General features: G+C 71.2%; 17 protein-coding genes and 1 pseudogene. 10 read left to right on the top strand and 8 right to left on the bottom strand.

Features of this window, described 5'->3' with window-relative positions; translation table 11 throughout:
• Positions 1 to 79 precede the first annotated feature (79 nt).
• Complete coding sequence (locus tag ACFU8Q_RS08405; RefSeq protein ID WP_384449630.1) at positions 80 to 574, bottom strand: DUF402 domain-containing protein; 495 nt, start codon at positions 572 to 574, stop codon at positions 80 to 82.
• Positions 555 to 1,475: a GNAT family N-acetyltransferase gene (locus ACFU8Q_RS08400; protein ID WP_384449627.1), complete on the bottom strand. Its 921-nt coding sequence runs from the start codon at positions 1,473 to 1,475 to the stop codon at positions 555 to 557. The genes ACFU8Q_RS08405 and ACFU8Q_RS08400 overlap by 20 nt, the downstream gene beginning before the upstream one ends.
• Before the next feature lie 69 nt (positions 1,476 to 1,544).
• Between ACFU8Q_RS08400 and ACFU8Q_RS08395 the strand changes: the two genes are divergently transcribed.
• Complete coding sequence (locus ACFU8Q_RS08395) at positions 1,545 to 1,922, top strand: GntR family transcriptional regulator (RefSeq protein WP_384449624.1); 378 nt, start codon at positions 1,545 to 1,547, stop codon at positions 1,920 to 1,922.
• 83 nt (positions 1,923 to 2,005) lie between these two features.
• Here the strand turns inward: ACFU8Q_RS08395 and ACFU8Q_RS08390 are convergent, their stop codons facing one another.
• Complete coding sequence (locus ACFU8Q_RS08390) at positions 2,006 to 3,127, bottom strand: DUF5925 domain-containing protein (protein ID WP_384449638.1); 1,122 nt, start codon at positions 3,125 to 3,127, stop codon at positions 2,006 to 2,008.
• Between the two features lie 195 nt (positions 3,128 to 3,322).
• Between ACFU8Q_RS08390 and ACFU8Q_RS08385 the strand changes: the two genes are divergently transcribed.
• Together ACFU8Q_RS08385 and ACFU8Q_RS08380 are read left to right on the top strand one after the other, a co-directional pair.
• A complete protein-coding gene (locus tag ACFU8Q_RS08385; protein WP_384449622.1) occupies positions 3,323 to 4,132 on the top strand; it encodes an SGNH/GDSL hydrolase family protein in 810 nt (269 codons plus the stop codon).
• Between the two features lie 272 nt (positions 4,133 to 4,404).
• A complete protein-coding gene (locus ACFU8Q_RS08380; RefSeq protein ID WP_266745309.1) occupies positions 4,405 to 4,668 on the top strand; it encodes a hypothetical protein in 264 nt (87 codons plus the stop codon).
• Between the two features lie 246 nt (positions 4,669 to 4,914).
• Here ACFU8Q_RS08380 and ACFU8Q_RS08375 read toward each other — a convergent pair whose 3' ends face one another.
• Positions 4,915 to 5,667 (bottom strand): ABC transporter permease, encoded by a 753-nt coding sequence (locus ACFU8Q_RS08375; protein ID WP_384449635.1) that lies wholly within the window; start codon positions 5,665 to 5,667, stop codon positions 4,915 to 4,917.
• Positions 5,668 to 5,738: 71 nt separating this feature from the next.
• Positions 5,739 to 6,716 carry an ATP-binding cassette domain-containing protein gene (locus tag ACFU8Q_RS08370; RefSeq protein WP_384449619.1) on the bottom strand — a complete coding sequence of 326 codons (978 nt, stop codon included), beginning with the start codon at positions 6,714 to 6,716 and terminating at the stop codon, positions 5,739 to 5,741.
• 64 nt (positions 6,717 to 6,780) lie between these two features.
• Between ACFU8Q_RS08370 and ACFU8Q_RS08365 the strand changes: the two genes are divergently transcribed.
• Complete coding sequence (locus tag ACFU8Q_RS08365; RefSeq protein WP_384449616.1) at positions 6,781 to 7,488, top strand: TetR/AcrR family transcriptional regulator; 708 nt, start codon at positions 6,781 to 6,783, stop codon at positions 7,486 to 7,488.
• Positions 7,489 to 7,511: 23 nt separating this feature from the next.
• Here ACFU8Q_RS08365 and ACFU8Q_RS08360 read toward each other — a convergent pair whose 3' ends face one another.
• The 3 genes from ACFU8Q_RS08360 to hmgA all read right to left on the bottom strand — a co-directional run bounded on the left by ACFU8Q_RS08360 (position 7,512) and on the right by hmgA (position 10,977).
• Positions 7,512 to 8,738, bottom strand: a complete 1,227-nt coding sequence (locus ACFU8Q_RS08360; RefSeq protein WP_384449613.1) for a type ISP restriction/modification enzyme — start codon at positions 8,736 to 8,738, stop codon at positions 7,512 to 7,514.
• Between the two features lie 60 nt (positions 8,739 to 8,798).
• Positions 8,799 to 9,566, bottom strand: a complete 768-nt coding sequence (locus ACFU8Q_RS08355) for a GntR family transcriptional regulator (protein ID WP_384449611.1) — start codon at positions 9,564 to 9,566, stop codon at positions 8,799 to 8,801.
• A gap of 82 nt (positions 9,567 to 9,648) precedes the next feature.
• On the bottom strand, positions 9,649 to 10,977 hold the full coding sequence (hmgA, locus tag ACFU8Q_RS08350; RefSeq protein WP_384449608.1) for a homogentisate 1,2-dioxygenase: 1,329 nt from the start codon (positions 10,975 to 10,977) through the stop codon (positions 9,649 to 9,651).
• Between the two features lie 122 nt (positions 10,978 to 11,099).
• Here hmgA and ACFU8Q_RS08345 point away from each other — a divergent pair, with 122 nt between their 5' ends.
• The 6 genes and pseudogenes from ACFU8Q_RS08345 to ACFU8Q_RS08320 all read left to right on the top strand — a co-directional run bounded on the left by ACFU8Q_RS08345 (position 11,100) and on the right by ACFU8Q_RS08320 (position 18,076).
• Positions 11,100 to 13,235 (top strand): right-handed parallel beta-helix repeat-containing protein, encoded by a 2,136-nt coding sequence (locus tag ACFU8Q_RS08345; RefSeq protein WP_384449605.1) that lies wholly within the window; start codon positions 11,100 to 11,102, stop codon positions 13,233 to 13,235.
• A 62-nt stretch (positions 13,236 to 13,297) separates the two neighbouring features.
• Positions 13,298 to 14,080: a hypothetical protein gene (locus ACFU8Q_RS08340; protein ID WP_384449632.1), complete on the top strand. Its 783-nt coding sequence runs from the start codon at positions 13,298 to 13,300 to the stop codon at positions 14,078 to 14,080.
• Positions 14,077 to 15,360 carry a hypothetical protein gene (locus ACFU8Q_RS08335; protein ID WP_384449602.1) on the top strand — a complete coding sequence of 428 codons (1,284 nt, stop codon included), beginning with the start codon at positions 14,077 to 14,079 and terminating at the stop codon, positions 15,358 to 15,360. Before ACFU8Q_RS08340 ends, ACFU8Q_RS08335 begins: the two co-directional genes overlap by 4 nt.
• A 48-nt stretch (positions 15,361 to 15,408) precedes the next feature.
• The gene (locus tag ACFU8Q_RS08330; protein ID WP_384449599.1) at positions 15,409 to 16,029 is read left to right on the top strand and encodes a TetR family transcriptional regulator; all 621 of its coding nucleotides are present in this window, start codon (positions 15,409 to 15,411) and stop codon (positions 16,027 to 16,029) included.
• An 89-nt stretch (positions 16,030 to 16,118) separates the two neighbouring features.
• Positions 16,119 to 16,340: pseudogene (locus ACFU8Q_RS08325) on the top strand (molybdopterin dinucleotide binding domain-containing protein); the annotation flags it as partial.
• A 284-nt stretch (positions 16,341 to 16,624) separates the two neighbouring features.
• On the top strand, positions 16,625 to 18,076 hold the full coding sequence (locus ACFU8Q_RS08320) for a CitMHS family transporter (protein ID WP_384449596.1): 1,452 nt from the start codon (positions 16,625 to 16,627) through the stop codon (positions 18,074 to 18,076).

The following is an 18,076-nucleotide window of genomic DNA, read 5'->3' as shown; positions in this document are numbered from 1 at the left end:
GACCCGGACCCGGACCCGGACCCGGACCCGGACCCGGACCCGGACCCGGACCCGGACCCGGACCCGGACCCGGGGCCGGTCAGGCCAGCAGCGTCGCGAGACCCTCCGAGCGGGCCAGGTGTTCCAGCTCGTCCAGGGCGCGGCGGGCAGCCCCGGCCGCCGCCGGATCGCGTCCGGCGAGACCGCTCTCCTCGAACTCGTCCTCGTCCAGCCGGAGTACGGACGTGCCGTCCGCCGACACCCACAGATCCAGGTCCAGATCCTCGACCAGCAGCTCCCCGTCCCGCAGCACCGCGGGACGGGTCACGTCGCAGTACCAGCCCTTGAGTTCACCCGCTCCGGTACGGACCTCCTTCACCGCGAACCAGCGATCGCGCCAGTAGTGCTCGGTGAACACATCGCCGGGCTCGAACCGTACGAAGCCGAAGTCACGCACCCCCGGCGCGGCCCACGGTGCACGCACCGTCACCCGGGTGCCGTCGTCGCGGACCACATCCGCCGGGTAGCGGATCTTGGTCCGTCCGGCCTTCACCAGGGCGACCGTCAGCGCGGTCTCAGCCGAGCTTGCGGACATACCGCACCTCCGTGGCACAGATCTCGTAGCCGAACCACCGGTTGACAGCCAGCATCGGGGCGTTCTCCGCGTCGTTCCCGGTGTACGCGTCCGTGTATCCGGCGGCGCGCGCCCGGTGCAGCGAGTCGTTCTTGGCGAGCCTGGCCAGGCCCCGGTTGCGGTACGCCCGGCGGGTGCCGGTCATCCCCGACATGTAGCGGGTCAGTCCGTCGGTCTGCGCCGCGCTGAACGCCGCCACCTCGCCGTCGACCACCACGACCGAGGTGAGCTCGTGGTCGAGTCCGGGATGGCGCCAGATCTGCCGGAGCCAGTCCTCATAGTCGGACAGTTCGGCCGGGGTGTCGCTCGGCTCGTCGGCCGTGGTCTCGGCGTCCGCCTCGAAGAGCGGGCGCGGATCGTCGGCGAAGTCCGCGCCGGTGCGCAGCTCGACGCCGGCCGGGGGATCCTGCTGGGGCGGCAGCGACCCGCCGGCCAGATCGAGGCGGAGGAAGTGCGCCGAACGGCTCGGTGCGTAGCCGCGCTTCTCGGCGAAGGCGCGGTTCGCCGGGGTGTCGAGCACCCAGCTGTAGACCGCGACCGCGCCCTCCCGCGCCAGATGCTCCTCGGCCGTGTTCAGCAGCAGCCCACCCGCCCCGAGCCCGGTGCGGTCCGGATGTGTGTACGGATTGCAGAACGCCTGGCCCGGTTCGGGGCTGTCGTGGGCGAGGCCGACCTGGGCGGTCCCGATCAGCTCTCCGTCCTTCTCGGCGACCAGCAGCCGGTAGCGCTTGTCGGGATGGGCGGAGGCGAGATCGAAGGCGACCTGCTCGGGCGTCGTCACCATGTAGGGCAGTGCGGCGCGCCGGACCCGCACCCAGGCCTCCGCGTCGGCGGGCAGGAAGTCGCGCACGAGGACAGTCATGGGCCGGACGTTACGCGTGGGTGCCTATCGGTCGCCCCTGATTTTCCGGCGGTGGGGGACAATCGGCGGGTGACTTTGAAGATCGCCCTTGATCCGGACGCCGGTACCGCCCCGTACGAGCAACTGCGGACGCAGATCTCCGAACTGGCCCGCTCCGGCGCGCTGCCCGTCGGTTTCAGGCTTCCGACCGTACGCGGCTTCGCCGAGGAGCTCGGCCTCGCCGCGAACACCGTCGCCAAGGCGTACCGGGCGCTGGAGGCCGACGGGGTGATCGAGACCCGTGGCCGCAACGGCACGTTCATCGCCGCCGCCGGTGATGCGGCGGAACGCCATGCGGCGGCCGCCGCACAGGAGTACGCGGAGCAGGCGCGGCGGCTGGGCCTGTCGCGGGCCGACGCGCTGTCCCTGGCCGAGGACGCGTTGCGGGCGGCGTACGAGCCGCGCTGAGGCGGGACGTGGGCCGGGGCTCCGGCCCGGGGCCGTCCGGCGGCCGGTTCGTCGTCCATCGCCGGACGGGCTTGAACGGCGGCTCAGAGATACAGGCCCGCGTCCGCGCCGGAGTCCTGCTTCGGTACCGACGCGGGACTGCTGCCCCGCCGCAACGCGTACAGCTCGGCGAGCGTGGCCCCCTCGCGGCCGAGCCCTTCCTCCGTGCCCAGCCAGGCCACCGCCTCCTTGCGGGTCAGTGAGCCCACCTCGATCCTGGCGAGGCAGCGGCCGGGCCTGACCACGGCCGGGTGGAGTCGCTCCAGGTCCTCGTTGGTGGTGACCCCCACCAGCACGTTGCGGCCCTGGCCCAGCAGTCCGTCGGTGAGGTTCAGCAGCCGGGACAGCGCCTGGCCCGCCGTGTGCTTCGCCTCGCCGCGGATCAATTCGTCGCAGTCCTCCAGGAGCAGCAGCCGCCAACGGCCCTTCGCGGTGCCCTCGTCCTCGCCGATCGCGATGTCCATCAGATAGCCGACGTCGTTGAAGAGCCGCTCCGGATCGAGCACGCAGTCGACCTGGCACCAGTCCCGCCACGAGCGCGCGAGCGTGCGCAGTGCGGACGTCTTGCCGGTGCCGGGCGGGCCGTGCAGCAGGAGCAGCCGGCCGGCGATGTCGTCGGGGGTGACCTTCATCAGCCGGTCCATGGCATCGGCCACCGGTGCCGTGTAGTTGTCGCGGACCTCGTCCCAGGTGCCGGCGGCGATCTGCCGGGTGGTGCGGTACGGGCCGCGGCGCGGGGACACGTACCAGAAGCCCATCGTCACGTTCTCGGGCTGCGGTTCCGGTTCGTCCCGGGCGCCGTCCGTCGCCTGGCCGAGGATCCGCTGCGCAAGCTCCGGGCTGGTCGCGGTGACCGTGACGTCGGCGCCGCGGCTCCACCGTGAGATGAGCAGCGTCCAGCCGTCGCCCTCGGCGAGGGTGGCGCTGCGGTCGTCGTCACGGGCGGCACGCAACACCTTGGCGGCCGGGGGCAGCAAAGTGGCCCCGGTCTTGACGCGGTCGAGGGAGGAGCTGTGCGAGTACGGCTGCTCGCCCGTCGCGAAGCGGCCGAGAAACAGCGCGTCGACGACATCGGACGGGGAATCGCTGTCGTCGACGGTGAGCCGGATCGGCAGAGCGGACTCAGGGTTGGCAGACATGGCGCCCATGATCCGGCACGAGGGCATCCCGCGCACCCAGGTTTCATCACCTTCCGCCCCGCTCGAGCGGGGCAATTACGGACATGACACGGCGTCAAGGGGGCGCACAGGAGAACTCGTCGGAGCAACTTGGCATGGACACTTCCAATTGGAGCGTGCCTACTGCTACCACGGACACGGCAGACCGGCGGAGATCCTGCCGGTCGGTCCAAGGGAGGTTCCATGAAGATGTCCAGACTCGTGGCGTTCTCGTCCTCGCTCCTGCTCGGTGCCGTGCTCGCTCTGACCGGAGCGGCCACCGCCAACGCCGCCACGTCTGTTCAGGCCGTCGACTACGTAGCCCTCGGTGACTCGTACTCCTCGGGTGTCGGATCCGGCAGTTACGACAGTGCCAGCGGGGACTGCAAGCGCAGCACCAAGGCCTATCCCAAGCTCTGGGCCGCCGCCAACTCGCCCTCGTCCTTCGCCTTCACCGCCTGCTCGGGTGCCCGTACGAGTGATGTCAAGGCCGGCCAGCTCGGCCCGCTCAACTCCTCGACCGACCTCGTCTCGATCTCCGTCGGCGGCAATGACGCGGGCTTCGCCGACGTCATGACAACCTGCGTCCTGCAGTCGGAGGCCACCTGCCTCAGCCGGATCGCCACGGCCCGCAGCTATGTCGACACCACCCTGCCCGGCAACCTCGACTCGGTGTACTCGGCGATACGTGCCAAGGCGCCGTCCGCGCGTGTCGTCGTCCTCGGCTACCCGCGCTTCTACAAGATCGGCGGCAGTTGTGTCGTCGGTCTGAGCGACAAGGTGCGCGCCGCGATCAACGACGCCGCCGACTACCTCAACGCGGCGACCGCCAAGCGCGCCGCCGACCACGGCTTCACCTTCACCGGTGTCGCGGGGAAGTTCACCGGGCACGAAATCTGCTCCGGAGACGCCTGGCTGCACAGTCTCAACTGGCTCAACATCGGTGAGTCGTACCACCCCACCGCGGCCGGACAGTCGGGCGGCTACCTGCCCGCCTTCGCCTCGGCCGCCTGACCCCCCACCCAGTACCTGCGCCGGGCCCGTCCGGTCGTCCGACGGGCAGGAGGCCCCCGTCCGCAGGGGTCTCCGTCCGGCACCCTGTCGATCGCTGCCGGCGAACCACTTCCGTTCTGTCCAACTCGCCCTGGAATCGGGTGGATTCGGAGTGGGTGTGTCAACCTCCGTATGTGTGTGCTCAATCCTGCGACCGGGATACACGAGTGTCGTCGCGGGGGGATAGGGTTAATCTGCCCGGGCCGGGTGCCCTCGTACGGGTGGGGAGTGACATGGAACAGATAACGATGCGCAGCAGGCCGCGTGTGCCTGCCATCACATGCGGGAGCAGCGCGACGAGTTCGCGCCTCGACCGCCATCTCGCGGTGCTCGGCGGACCCGCCGTCCCGCAGCGGGAGTCCGCGGAGGCGACGCTGCTGATGCGCGAGCTCACCTCGCGCGATGCCGCCCATCGCCGTCGGAGCAAGAGCGCGCGGGTCTCCCTCTTCGCGCCGCTGCGTCGACTGCGCCGCTCGCTCTTCGGCAGCCGCCACTGACCCGACGGCCCGTCACGACCGCCCAACGGTCCACCGCCCGGGCTCTCCCCGGCCAGGGTTCATCGTCCAGCTGCCCCCGCTCGGGCCGGTCGGACGATCTCACCGTCCCGGCGCTGCGCTGCTGTCCGCTCTCCCGTCTCCCCGGAGCCCGCAGCAGCGCTTCGGTGTGTTTGCCGTGGCCCATCGGTCTGCCCGGCGCCCCGGGTCGGCCCACCGTGCCGCCTCGGTGAGCGCGGAGCGTGGCGGTCATTCGCCGCCGCGCGCGTAACGCCGTACGGCCAGCGGCACGAACACCGCGAGGAGCACCACCGACCAGGAGAGCGTCCCGGCCACCGGATGGGCGACCGGCCAGGCGGCGTCGGCCGCCGGGGACGCGTTGCCGAACAGTTCGCGGGTGGCCGAGGCCATCGCGCTGATCGGGTTCCACTCCGCGACCGTCCGCAGCCAGCCCGGCAGGTTGTCGGTCGGGATGTACGCACTCGACAGCAGCGGCAGGATGAAGGTGGCGCTGCCCAATTGGCCGGCGACCTCCTCGTTGCGGATCAGCAGCCCCAGCCAGCAGCCCAGCCATGACGTGGCGAACCGCAGGAGCAGCAGCAGCCCGAAGGCGCCCAGGGCGGCGAGCAGGCCGCCCTCGATCCGCCAGCCGACCGCGAGGCCGACGAGGATCAGCGGAATCATGCCGATGGCCGTGGTCACCAGATCGGCGGCGGTCTGGCCGAACGGTACGGCGGTCCGGCTCATCGGCAGCGTAAGGAGCCGGTCCATCACCCCGCGGTGGCAGTCCTGCGAGGCCTGGAACATCCCGACCATGATGCCGTTGGCCGCCGTCGCCGCCAGCAGACCCGGCACCAGGAAGGCGCGGTACTCCTGGCCGGGCATGGCCAGGGCGCTGCCGAACACGTAGCCGAAGAACAGCAGCATCGTGATCGGCATGGTCTGGGTCAGGATCATGACGCCCGGCGCGGCCTTGATCCGCTGGAGGTGGCGGCCGAGCATGGCCAGGGCGTCGGCGACCGGGGTGCTCGTGGCCGGTGTGGCGTTCAGCTCGTGGGCCGGTGCGATGCTGCTCATGCTGCCGTCTCCTTCAGGGGTGGGGAGGTGCGGCCGTCGCTGCGGCCGGTCAGGCGGAGGAAGACCTCGTCGAGCGTCGGCGGGCGCAGGCTCGCGTCGACCAGCGCTACGCCCGCCGCGTCGAGTTCGCGGACGATGCGGGGGAGGGTGAGCGTGGTGTCGGTCGTGACGGCGCCCACGGTGCGGCGCTCGTGGTCGAGCACCGGTTCGGTGCCGGTGAGCTGATCGAGTACGGCTGCCGCCGGGACCAGCGCCGAATCATGGGGGACGACGACTTCGGCGTAACTGCCGATGCGGGCCTTCAGCTCGGTGGGGGTTCCGCGGTGGGCGGCCCGGCCCCGGTCGATCAGCACGATGTCGTCGGCCAGTTGGTCGGCCTCCTCCAGGTACTGCGTGGTGAGCAGGACGGTCGTGCCCCGGCCGGCCAGTTCCCGTACGGCCGTCCAGATCTGGTTGCGGCTGTGCGGGTCGAGTCCGGTGGTCGGCTCGTCCAGGAACAGCACCCGGGGGCGGGTCAGCAGACTGGCGGCGAGGTCGAGACGGCGGCGCATGCCGCCCGAGTAGGTGCGGGCCGGGCGGTCGGCGGCCTCCGCCAGCTCGAAGCGCTCCAGGAGCTCGTCGGCGCGGGTGCGCGCGGCCTCGCCGCGGAACCGGAGCAGCTTCGCGAAGAGCCGCAGGTTCTGCCGGCCGGACAGCTCACCGTCGACCGAGGCGTTCTGCCCGGTGACGCCGATCGCCGCGCGCACCGCACCCGCCTCGCGCACCACGTCGTGGCCCGCCACCCGGGCGCTGCCGCCGCCCGGGGGTGTCAACGTGGTGAGGACCCGGACGGCGGTGGTCTTGCCCGCGCCGTTCGGCCCCAGTACTCCGCAGACGGTGCCCTCGGCAACCGCGAGATCGAGTCCCCGCAGCGCGTGGACATCGCCGTAGCGCTTCTCCAGACCTTCACTAAGTACACCGTACGTAGTTGTCATGCGACCTACCGTACCGCACTACGTACGGTGTACGTAACTACGATGGTGGGAGAGGTGATGATCAATGGTGGGGCGACCCGCTGTACCCGAAGTGATCTGGGCGCGCCCCGAGCGTGCGGGCCGCGGCCCCAGGCCCGCGTTCAGCCGCGCCGACATCGCGGCGGCCGCCGTCCGCATCGCCGATGCGGAGGGTTTCGACGCGGTGTCCATGCGGAAGGTCGCGGCGGAGCTCGGCTGCGGCACGATGTCGCTCTACAACTACGTGCCGCGCAAGGAGGACCTGTACGAGCTGATGCTCGACGCGGTCAGCGCCGATTACGAGTTCCCGGAGCCGTCCGGCGACTGGCGCGCCGATCTCGTCGCGCTGGCCCATCAGGCCCGCGCGATGATGCACCGCCACACCTGGGCGCCCCGGCTGATGTCACCCGTGTACGGCTTCAGCCCGAACGCCCTGCGCTATCTGGAGTACACGCTCAGCTGTCTGGACGGGGTCGACGCGCGGTTCGGCGAGAAGATGGAACTCATCGCCATGGTCAACGGTGTGGTCACCACCTACGTGGCCAACGAGATCGCCACGGCGGAGCGCAGCCGTTCGCTGCCCTGGTCCGAGGAGCAGGAGCACGCCGCGCGCACGAACTATCTGATCAGCCAGATCGCGACCGGGAAGTATCCGCGGATGGCGGCGGGATTCGCCGAGGACTCCGGGCCGATCGATCTGGAGGGGGTCTTCGACCGGGCGCTGCACCGGGTGCTGGATTCTTTCGACCGGTAGCGCACGGGCCCCCGGGCGCCCCGTCACAGCAGTGCGAACTGCCCGTCCGGGCCCTCCTCCTGATGATCGAGCACCGAGGCCGGCCGCCGGACCGCGGCCGGGACCGGCAGGACACCCGCCGCGCGGAGGTCGTCGGCCGTGATCCGCGGGCCCTCCGCCAGGCCCTCCTGCCGAGGCCGGAGTTCGGCCAGCAGGGCGAGCACGGTGATCAGTTCCAGCAGCTCCGAGGTCCACTCCTGGGGCCAGGTACGCGGCCGGACCGCTTCCAGGCCGTCCATGTCCTTCGCCCCGGCCGTCGCCGTACGGCGTGCGAACCAGAGCTCCAGAATCCGGACGCCGCCCACCCGGAACTCCCATGCCCCGGCGGGCACGGGCGAGATGCGGCCCGTGCCGAGCAGGAGCGCCTCGTCGGCCGGGTCGTACTCCAGCGTGGCCGGTACGGGCGGAACCGAGGCCCGCACATAGGGGCGGCGCCCGGCGGGCAACCGCGGGCGCTCCCCGCCCCGGGCGCCGCGCAGTTGCAGCCGCAGCAACTCCTGCCCCAGCTCCACGCCCGCCGACCAGCGCGCCGTGTCGGCCGGCAGCGGGACCACGCACCCGGCGGGGGAGTGACGGGCCGCCGCGAGTGTCCACGCCAGCACGGAACGGTCCGTGACCGCGTCCCCGTGGCGGTCCCGGAGCAGTGCGAGGAGTCCCGGGGCCAGGTTGGGTTCGAGACCTCCGGGGCGCCGGTACAGCGGCCGGATCCGGCCCGGCCGGCCGGCGGGGGAGTGGCCGTCGGGCAGGAGCGCCGTCACGGACAGGGCGGGTCCGGTGTCCTGGGGCACGTACCCGTGCTCGACGGCGAAGAGCTGGTGCCCGTCGGCGACCCGCCACAGCTCGGGGCGGGCCGCGTCGATCAGCCGGTGGTCGGGGAGCAGCCACTGTTCGTCGAACGGGCCGTGCAGGATCCGTACCGGCTCGGGGCACGGTCCGGTCTCGCGGGCGAAACGTCCGGTGCCGGTGGCCTGTCCCGGAAGCGCCGCCACCGGCGTCTGCGGGGTACGCAGTCGGGTGGGCCGGAACAGCCGTTCGCGCTCGGCGGCCTCCGCCCGGACCAGCCGCCCCCAACGGGCCTTGAGCGAACCGGCGTCCGGGGCGGTCACCCAGGGGCGCCCGGTCCGCAGCGGCCGTACGGACCATGGCATGAGGTCGTCGAGCAGCGGGCTTTCGTCGCCCCCGCCGGTTCCGGCCGCCGCCCGTGCTGCCACCGTGTCGTCCTCCCCGTCGCCACCGCCTCCGGCATCGTAACGGCGCCGGAGGGCGGGCCGTCAGTGCGCTTCCACGGTCACCGAGAAGGAGAACCGGTCGCCCCGGTAGCGGATCTGTGCCACATCCACCACCCGGCCGCTCTCGTCGTACGTCACCCCCGTGTAGAAGAGGATCGGGCTCAGCAGCGGGACCTGGAGGAGTTCGGCGGTCGCCGGGTCCGCGAGGCGCGCCTCGACGGTGTCGGTGATGCGCGCGATCCGGACGCCGACCCGGTCGCGCAGCACCTTGGTCATCGGCCAGCGTTCGAGATCGGCGACATCGAGCCGGGCCGCCACCTCGGGACGCACCGCGTTCTCCGCCCAGTTGGTGGGCTCGTCGCTCTCCCCGTCGCGGCGCAGCCTGCGGTAGCTGACGACCTCGGCGCAGTCGGGGAAGTACTCGGTGAGATCGCCCGGCACGGCGATCGGACCGTGGCCGAGGACCTCGGCCCGCTCGCCCGACTGCTGGGCCACGATCGCGTCGATCGAGCCCAGCAGCCGGACCGGTGACACCCGGCGGGCGCGCGGCTCGATGAACGTGCCGCGCCGCCGGTGCCTGCTGATCAGCCCTTCCGTCTCCAGCTCCTTGAGTGCCTGGCGCATCGTCAGGACGCTGACGCCGTAGTGCGCGGCGAGTTGCTCCTCGGTCGGCAGCCGCGCCGAGGCGTCCTTCGTGCGGCCCAGTATCGAGGCGCGCAACGACTGCGAGACCTGGTACCACAACGGCAGTTTGCGGTTCAGGACCAGCGAATCGGGGGCGAAGGCGTGTCCCTGGGACAGCTTGGGCATCTGAGGCACCTGGGTCACCTGGTCTCTCCGTACTGCGACACAGCGGACGCGACGACGCGGGGCCGATACGTGGCGTCGTCGCCTACGGCCTGAAGTTGCGGCTCAGACCCTGCCACACGTCGTCGTAGCCGCGTTGCAGATGGTCGGCGGCGGTCGCCTGCCCGGTCGCCGTCACCGGCCAGCGGGTCTCGAACATGAAGGCCAGGCCGTCGTCGATCTTCTGCGGCTTCAGCTCCGCCTCGCTCGCCCGGTCGAAGGTCTCCCGGTCGGGACCGTGCGCCGACATCATGTTGTGGAGCGAGCCGCCGCCCGGTACGAACCCGCCCTTGCCGGCCGTCTTCGCGTCGTACGCGCCCTCGATCAGGCCCATGTACTCGCTCATCACATTGCGGTGGAAGTACGGCGGCCGGAACGTGTCCTCGCCGACCAGCCAGCGCGGTGCGAAAACGACGAAGTCGACCCCGGCCAGCCCGGGGGTGTCGGACGGCGAGGTCAGCACCGTGAAGATCGACGGGTCGGGATGGTCGTAGCTGATCGAGCCGATGACATTGAAGCGGTGCAGGTCGTAGACGTACGGGGTGTGGTTGCCGTGCCAGGCGACCACGTCCAGCGGCGAGTGGTCATAGGTCGCGGACCAGAGGTTCCCGCAGAACTTGTTGATCACCTCCACCGGGCGCTCGTCGTCCTCGTAGGCGGCGACGGGGGCGAGGAAGTCCCGGGCGTTCGCCAGGCCGTTGGCGCCGATCGGACCGAGGTCGGGGAGGGTGAAAGGCTGACCGTAGTTCTCGCAGACGTAGCCGCGGGCGGTGGCGTCGAGCAGTTCCACACGGAAACGGACGCCGCGCGGGATCAGCGCGACGTGCCCCGGTTCGGCGCGCAGCAGGCCCAGTTCGGTACGGAGCAGCAGGCCGCCCCGCTCCGGGACGATCAGCAGCTCGCCGTCCGCGTCGCTGAACACCCGGTCGGTCATGGACGCGTCGGCGTGGTAGAGGTGCACGGCCATGCCGGTGCGCTGCGTCGCGTCGCCGTTGCCGCCGAGGGTCCACAGGCCGGCCACGAAGTCCGTACCGGCCGTGGGCGCGGGGAGCGGATCCCAGCGCAGCCGGTTGGGATCGGGTGCGGAATGGGTGAACGGGGCTGTCCGGATCGCCCCGTTGTCGATACGGACGAACGGGGGATGAGCGGCCGACGGGCGGATCCGGTAGAGCCAGGAACGGCGGTTGTGTGCCCGCGGTTCGGTGAAGGCCGAGCCGCTCAGTTGCTCCGCGTAGAGTCCGAGGGGCGCGCGCTGAGGAGAGTTACGGCCGTGTGGCAGCGCCCCCGGCACCGCCTCCGAGCTGTGCTGATTGCCGAAACCGGCGCAGTACTCAAGTCCTTCCGCCGTCTTCCTCGCCTGCTCGATGCCGCTCATGTGCGCTCCCGGTGCCGAAGAAATCCTATGGATAACCGTAGGAATCGAAGCGAAGCGCGTCAACGGCATTCGTGGTGCACAGGGGGGTTCCAAAAGTTGAACAATGCTCTACTCTCCCGCACATGTCGTGGACACGAAGACTTCTGGTGGTTCTGGCGGCGCTCGCCGTCGCCCTCCTCGCGGCTCCCGCCGCCCAGGCGCACGAGGAACGTCCGGTCACCCTGCCCGACGGAACCGGCAGCGTCCCCGTGTACCGCTCCGGCGAACCGGATCTGCTGGTCTGCAAGAGCGACCGGGCGGACTTCGAGCGCCGCACATCCGGCTTTCCCCAGGGGCTGCGGGACCGGAACCTGAAGTTGTTCGACCGGTGTCTGAAGTCCGGCTACCGCCATCTGCAGCAGGCCGTCGACGCGGTCGACAGGCCCGGCATGAACATCGCCATCCTGCCCGGCCTGTACGAGGAGGAGCCCTCGCTGCCCAAGCCGGTGGGGGAGTGCGCCCGGCTGAAGGCGCCCAACTCCAAGCTCGGCTACCAGATCCTGTCCTACGCGCAGCAGGCGCAGTGCCCGCACAACCAGAACCTGGTGGCGATCCTCGGGAAGAAGAACCTCCAGATCGAGGGGACGGGCGCCGAGCGCACGGATGTCGTCGTCGACGCCAAGTACCAGAAGCTCAACGCGATCCGCGCGGACGGCTCCGACGGCGTCTACTTCAAGAACTTCACCGCCCAGCGCACCACGTTCAACTCCCTGTACGTCCTCGCCCAGGACGGTTTCGTCATCGACTCCGTCCTCACCCGGTGGAACGACGAATACGGCTTTCTGACCTTCGCGAGCGACCACGGGCTGTACAAGAACTGCGAGTCGTACGGCAACGGGGACTCGGGCATCTACCCCGGCAGCGCGTCGAACATCAATGACGCGTACGGCTACGACGTGCCGCGCTACTCGATCGAGATCACCGGCTGCCGCAGCCACCACAACATGGTCGGCTACTCCGGCACCGCGGGCGACTCCGTCTACGTCCACGACAACGAGTTCGACCACAACATGGGCGGCGCCTCGATGGACAGCGCCTTCCCCGGCCACCCGGGACTGCCGCAGAACCACGCCCGCTTCGAACGCAACCTGATCCACGACAACAACGCCGACTACTACCCGTACGTCGCCGACGGGACCTGCGCCAAGCCGCCCGTGGACCGCGGCTACGAGGACGGCGTCGTCTGCCCGCAGATCTCCATGCCGCCCGGCTCCGGCATCATCACCGCGGGCGGCAACTGGAACCTCTACGAGAACAACTGGATCTACGGGCAGGAGCGCGCCGCCTTCTTCCTGACCGCGGTCCCCGCCTTCATTCGCGGTGAGAACGCGCTGTCCAAGCAGGCCGACACCTCCCACCACAACCGGTACGCGGGCAACCGCCTCGGCACGGACAAGGCGGGCAACTCCCGCCCCAACCGCACCGACGTGTGGTGGGACGGCCAGGGCGACGGCAACTGCTGGCAGTCGGACACCGGCCCGTCCTCCCCGCGCGCCCTGCCCACCTGCGGCTCCGAGCGCGGCGCCGTGTCCGGACGTACCGACCGGCTCGTCGGCGAACCGGTCAAACTGGCCCAACTGCTGGTCTGCGCCGACTACAACGTGCAGGCGCGGCGGCTGCCGGCCGGCTGCGACTGGTACGGAGCACGTGGCATCGAGCGCATCGAGGTGCAGCTGGCGCTGGCGGTCGCGGTGGTGCTCGCGCTGGTCGGCGGGGTGCTGTGGTGGCGCAGGCTTCGCGGCAGCGGGTTCGCCACCGCCGTCACGGTGCTCGGCTTGATCGGTCTCGGGCTGGACGTGGCCGGATCGACGATGGGGGCGGCCTCCTCCTACGTGCCCGCGCTGGCGCTGCTGCTGACCGGGGTGTGGTGGACCGGGATCGGGCTGGTGCTGCGGGGCAAACGGCCCTGGCTGGGCTGGACCACGGTGGTCCTGGGCGCGCTCACGCTGCTCGACGCCGTCGACAAGGCCGTGTTCATGATCCCGTGGATTCCGCTCAGCCCTGCCTGGGTGCGTGGACTGCTCGGCGTCATCTGGGTGGTGTGGGCCGTCGTGGCCGCCGCCCGGCACGGCGAACGGGCAGCGGCGGGCGAACAGGCAGTGGCGGGCGAACAGGGAGCGCCGACGGCGGGCCGGGCTACGGACGCGGTCGCCGCACCGGCCCCTGCCCGGGGCCCCGCCCAGGCCCCGACCCCTGATCCGGAAGGAGACGCATCGTGAAGCGTGCCCCCAGGCGACCGCGGGCCGTCCGGCCGGGCGTCGCAGTCGTCACCGCACTCACCGTGGGCGCCCTCCTGTTCGGAGCGAGCGCCTGCGGCGGCCGGGCCACCACCCACCACAAACCCGGCACCAGCCACGAGCAGGCCGCCGGCAGCGTCGGCCGGCTCCTCACCACGGACGACGGATCCGGCCACCGGCTGCGTCAGGTCGACGCCAAGGGCGCCCCCGAGGTGACGGTCGACGTCCGGCCGGACTCCGAGGACGGGTGGAACGTCCACCTCTCCGTACGGAACTTCCGGTTCACCCCGGACAGCGTGGGCGGCGCCGCTCTCCTCGGGCGCGGCCACGCCCGCCTCTTCCTCGACGGCCACCCCCTCGCCCGGGTCTACGGCTCCTGGTACCACCTTCCCGAGTCCCTCGTCCGCGGCGCCGGTGGCGGCACCGGCCTCACCGCCCGGCTCTATGCCGACGACCACACCGCCTGGGCCGTGAACTCCGCCCTGATCCAGGCCACCACCTCCCTCGCCACTGCCACCGCACCGCCGACCGCACCCGCGACACACCCACCGGGGACGCCCCGGCCCGACACGACCCTGGAGATCGTCGTCTCCCACGGCAAGGTCAGCCCCGCCCCCGGCCGCACCGAGATCAGGAAGGGCCGGATCATCGCCCTCCGGGTCCGCAGCGACCACGCCGACACCGTCCACGTCCATGGTTACGACAAGGAGGCCCGGCTGCCCGCCGGAAAGACCGTCACGCTCACGTTCACCGCCGACCGCACCGGGCTCTTCGAAGTCGAGACGCACGAGTCCGACCTGCTCCTGACCCAACTCGTCGTACGGTGAGCGTCCTCGCCCATGGCATCGGCGCCCAGCACGATCTCCCGCTGTCCCCCTTCTACGCCTTCGCCGGTGCCTTTGCCGCGCTCTTCGTCTCCTTCCTCGCGCTCGGCCTGCTCTGGTCCGCCTCCCGATTCCGCGGCGACCGGGCCGGCCGACCGCTCCCGGCCGCCGTCCAGCGCCTCGCCGACGCCCGCCCCACCCGTATCGCCGCGCGCGTACTCGGGCTGGCCGCCGCCCTGTTCGTCACGCTCCACCTCCTCCTCGGTCCGGACGACCCGGACCGCAATCCGGCCCCCGGCGCCGTCTACGTACTCCTCTGGGTCGGGCTCGTCCCCGCCTCACTCCTCCTCGGTCCCGTCTGGCGACTGCTCAACCCGCTCCGCACCATCCACCTCCTCGGCTGCCGCGCGCTCGGCCGCGACCCGGCCGCGGGCCGTCCCCTTCCCCCGCGCCTCGGGCTCCGGCCCGCCGCAGCCGGGCTCCTCGCCTTCACCTGGCTCGAACTCGTCGCACCCGACCCCGCGTCGACCACCGCTCTCCTCCTCTTCCTCGCCGTCTACGCCGCCGTCCACCTCGCGGGCGCCGCCCGCCACGGCGCCGGATGGTTCGACCGGGCGGACGCCTTCGAGGTCTACTCGGGGCTGCTCGCCCGGCTCTCCCCGCTCGGCCGCCGCCCCGCCGACCGCCGCCTCGTACTCCGCTCCCCTTTCAACGGCCTCGATGCCACCCCGCAGACCCCCGGACTCGTCGCCACCGTCTGCGTCATGCTCGGCTCCACCGCCTATGACGGCTTCTCGGACGCCCCGTCCTGGATCACCACCGTCCAGACCTCACCGCTGGGACGCACCACCGCGGCCACGCTCGGACTCCTGGGCGCCGTCGCTCTCGTCGCCACCCTCTATGCCCTCTGCACCGGCGCCACCCGGCTCATCTCCGGTCGGCTCCGACATCCCCTCACCGCCTTCGCGCACTCGCTCGTCCCGATCGCCCTCGGCTATCTCGTCGCCCACTACTTCACACTCTTCGTCACCGAAGGGCCACGCACCGTCATGGTGGCATCCGGCACTGACAATCCCGTCCCGCCCCAACCACCCCTGGGCCCGGGCGGTGTCGCCACGCTCCAGGTCGCCGCGATCGTCCTCGGCCACGTACTCGGCGTCGTCGCAGCGCACGACAGGTCCGTACGCCTCTTCCGGTCCGGCCGCGCCGTCGCGGGGCAACTCCCGCTCCTCGTCCTGATGATCACGTACACCATCGGCGGGCTGTCCCTGCTCATCGCATGAGGCCGCGCCCGCACCGGGCCGCCACCCGCAGAGGAGACCCACGGCATCATGGAGCCCGTGCCCCATGCGAATACGAACCTCCGCCGCGCCCCCGTGCAGCAGCGCAGCGCCGAACGCCTCGCGCGGATACTCGACGCCTGCGCCGAACTCCTCGACGAGACCGGCTACGAGCAGCTCTCCACCCGGGCCGTCGCCGTCCGCGCCGAGGTCCCCATCGGCTCCGTCTACCGGTTCTTCTCCAACAAGCGCGCGCTGACCGACGCTCTCGCCCGCCGCAATCTGGACAGCTACGCCGAACGCATCACCGCCCGCCTCGCCGTCATCCCGGCCGACGACTGGCGCAGCGCCATCGATGCCGTCCTGGACGAGTACCTGGGGATGAAGCGCTCCGTGGCCGGCTTCGCCCTCGTCGACTTCGGCGCACCGGCCCCCGACGACGACCCGGCCCACGACGCCAACCAGCGGGTCGCCGGCCGGCTCACCGAACTCCTCTCCGGGCACCTCGGCCGCGCCCCCGACGAGGATTTGCTCCGGACGGTCCTGGTCTGCGTCGAGGCCGCCGACGCCCTCCTCCAACTGGCCTTCCGTGCCGACCCGTCGGGCGACGCGGCCATCGTCGCCGAGACCCGTGTCCTGCTCCGGGCCTACCTCGCGCAGGTCCTGGACTGACCGCGCCGGCCCCGAACGCCGCCTCGACCTGATGCTCCGCCCCGGCCCGTACGGCGAGGGCTTCGGCGTCGCCCCGAAGGACTCACCCTGGAGCGGCTGCTCGCCCACCCGCAGGGCACGACGGCGGCGCGCCGACCGTCCCGGCCGAGCTCACGGAGAGCGGACGGACGGGAGTGGTGAGCCTCCCGCACGGGTGGGGGCACGACCGCCCCGGCACCCGGCTGTCCGTCGCCGCTGCCCGTCCCGGTGCCGGCGTCAACCAACTCCTGGACGGCACCCGGCTCGACCCGCTCTCCGGTACCGCCGTGCTCACTCGACCCGCTCTCCGGTGCCGCCGCGCTCAACGGCATCCCGGTGACCGTGACGCCTGCCGAGGCACCGGACGGCGTGCCGCCGGTTCCACCGGCGGAAATGCCCCCGGTGGTGCCGCCGGACGCGCCGCCGGTTGTGCCCGCCGCGTGACCACCGCGTTGACCTGGGGTTTTGCTCGTATTGCTCGCATGTCAACATCTTGTTAACGCGGTGAGACGCGCCCTAACGTCATCCGGACCGCCGACTCCGGCGGGAGTTCAAGGGTGAACGATAGGTATCCCACATGCTGACAATCCTCGGCTTCGCCATGATTGCGACCTTCCTGGTCCTGATCATGATGAAGAAGATGTCGCCGATCGCGGCGCTGGTCCTCATCCCCGCACTGTTCTGCGTAGCCGTCGGCCAGGGCGCGAAGCTCGGTGACTACGTCATCGAGGGCGTCGGCAATCTGGCCCCGACCGCCGCGATGCTGATGTTCGCCATCGTCTACTTCGGCGTGATGATCGACGTCGGCCTCTTCGACCCGATCGTGCGGGGCATCCTGCGCTTCTGCAAGGCCGACCCGATGCGCATCGTCATCGGTACGGCGGTGCTCGCGGCGATCGTCTCGCTCGACGGTGACGGCTCCACCACCTTCATGATCACCGTCTCGGCGATGTATCCGCTCTACAAGCGCCTCAAGATGAGCCTGGTCGTGATGACCGGCGTCGCCGCCACGGCGAACGGCGTCATGAACACCCTTCCCTGGGGCGGCCCCACCGCCCGTGCCGCCACCGCGCTCAAGCTGGATGCGGGTGACATCTTCGTCCCGATGATCCCGGCGCTCGGCGTCGGACTGGCTGCCGTCCTGCTCCTGGCCGTCGTGCTGGGCCGGCGCGAGCGCAAGCGGCTCGGCACGCTCACTCTCGACGAGGTGCTGACCACGGAGACGGTCACGGAGTCGCAGACGGTTCTCGTCGGGTCGGGCGGCGGCAGCGACCGTACCCGCACGAACTCCGGCGGAGCCGGTACGGGGACGGGCGCGGACGCCGGCGACGCCCGGGGCGCCGAAGCCGAAGGAGACGAGGACGAGGACGAGGACGAGGACGAGGGATTCAAGGGGCTGGACCCGAACCGTGCCACCCTGCGTCCCAAGCTCTACTGGTTCAACGCGGGCCTCACCGTCGCCCTGCTCACCGCGATGATCATGGAACTGATGCCGATCCCGGTGCTCTTCCTGCTCGGCGCGGCCCTCGCCCTGACCGTCAACTTCCCCCACATGCCCGACCAGCGGGCCCGCATCGCCGCCCACGCCGACAACGTCCTCAACGTCTCCGGCATGGTCTTCGCGGCCGCCGTCTTCACCGGCGTCCTCTCCGGAACCGGCATGGTCGACCACATGGCCGACTGGCTCGTCGGCGCGATCCCCGACGGCATGGGCCCGCACATGGCGATCGTCACCGGCATCCTGAGCATCCCGCTGACGTACTTCATGTCCAACGACGGCTTCTACTTCGGCGTCGTCCCCGTACTCGCCGAAGCCGGCGCCGCCCACGGTGTCTCCCCGCTGGAGATCGCCCGCGCCTCCCTGGTCGGCCAGCCCCTGCACATGTCGTCCCCGCTGGTCCCGGCCGTCTACGTCCTCGTCGGCATGGCGAAGGTGGAATTCGGCGACCACACCAGGTTCACGGTCAAATGGGCCGCGCTCACCTCACTGGTGGTGCTCTGCGCCGGACTCCTCTTCGGCATCATCTGA

Origin of the sequence: Streptomyces sp. NPDC057543, assembly GCF_042801895.1 — a bacterium.
Taxonomy (GTDB): Bacteria; Actinomycetota; Actinomycetes; order Streptomycetales; family Streptomycetaceae; genus Streptomyces.
The sequence above is the reverse complement of the archived record's forward strand: the minus strand, read 5'-3'. Positions and strand labels throughout refer to the sequence as shown.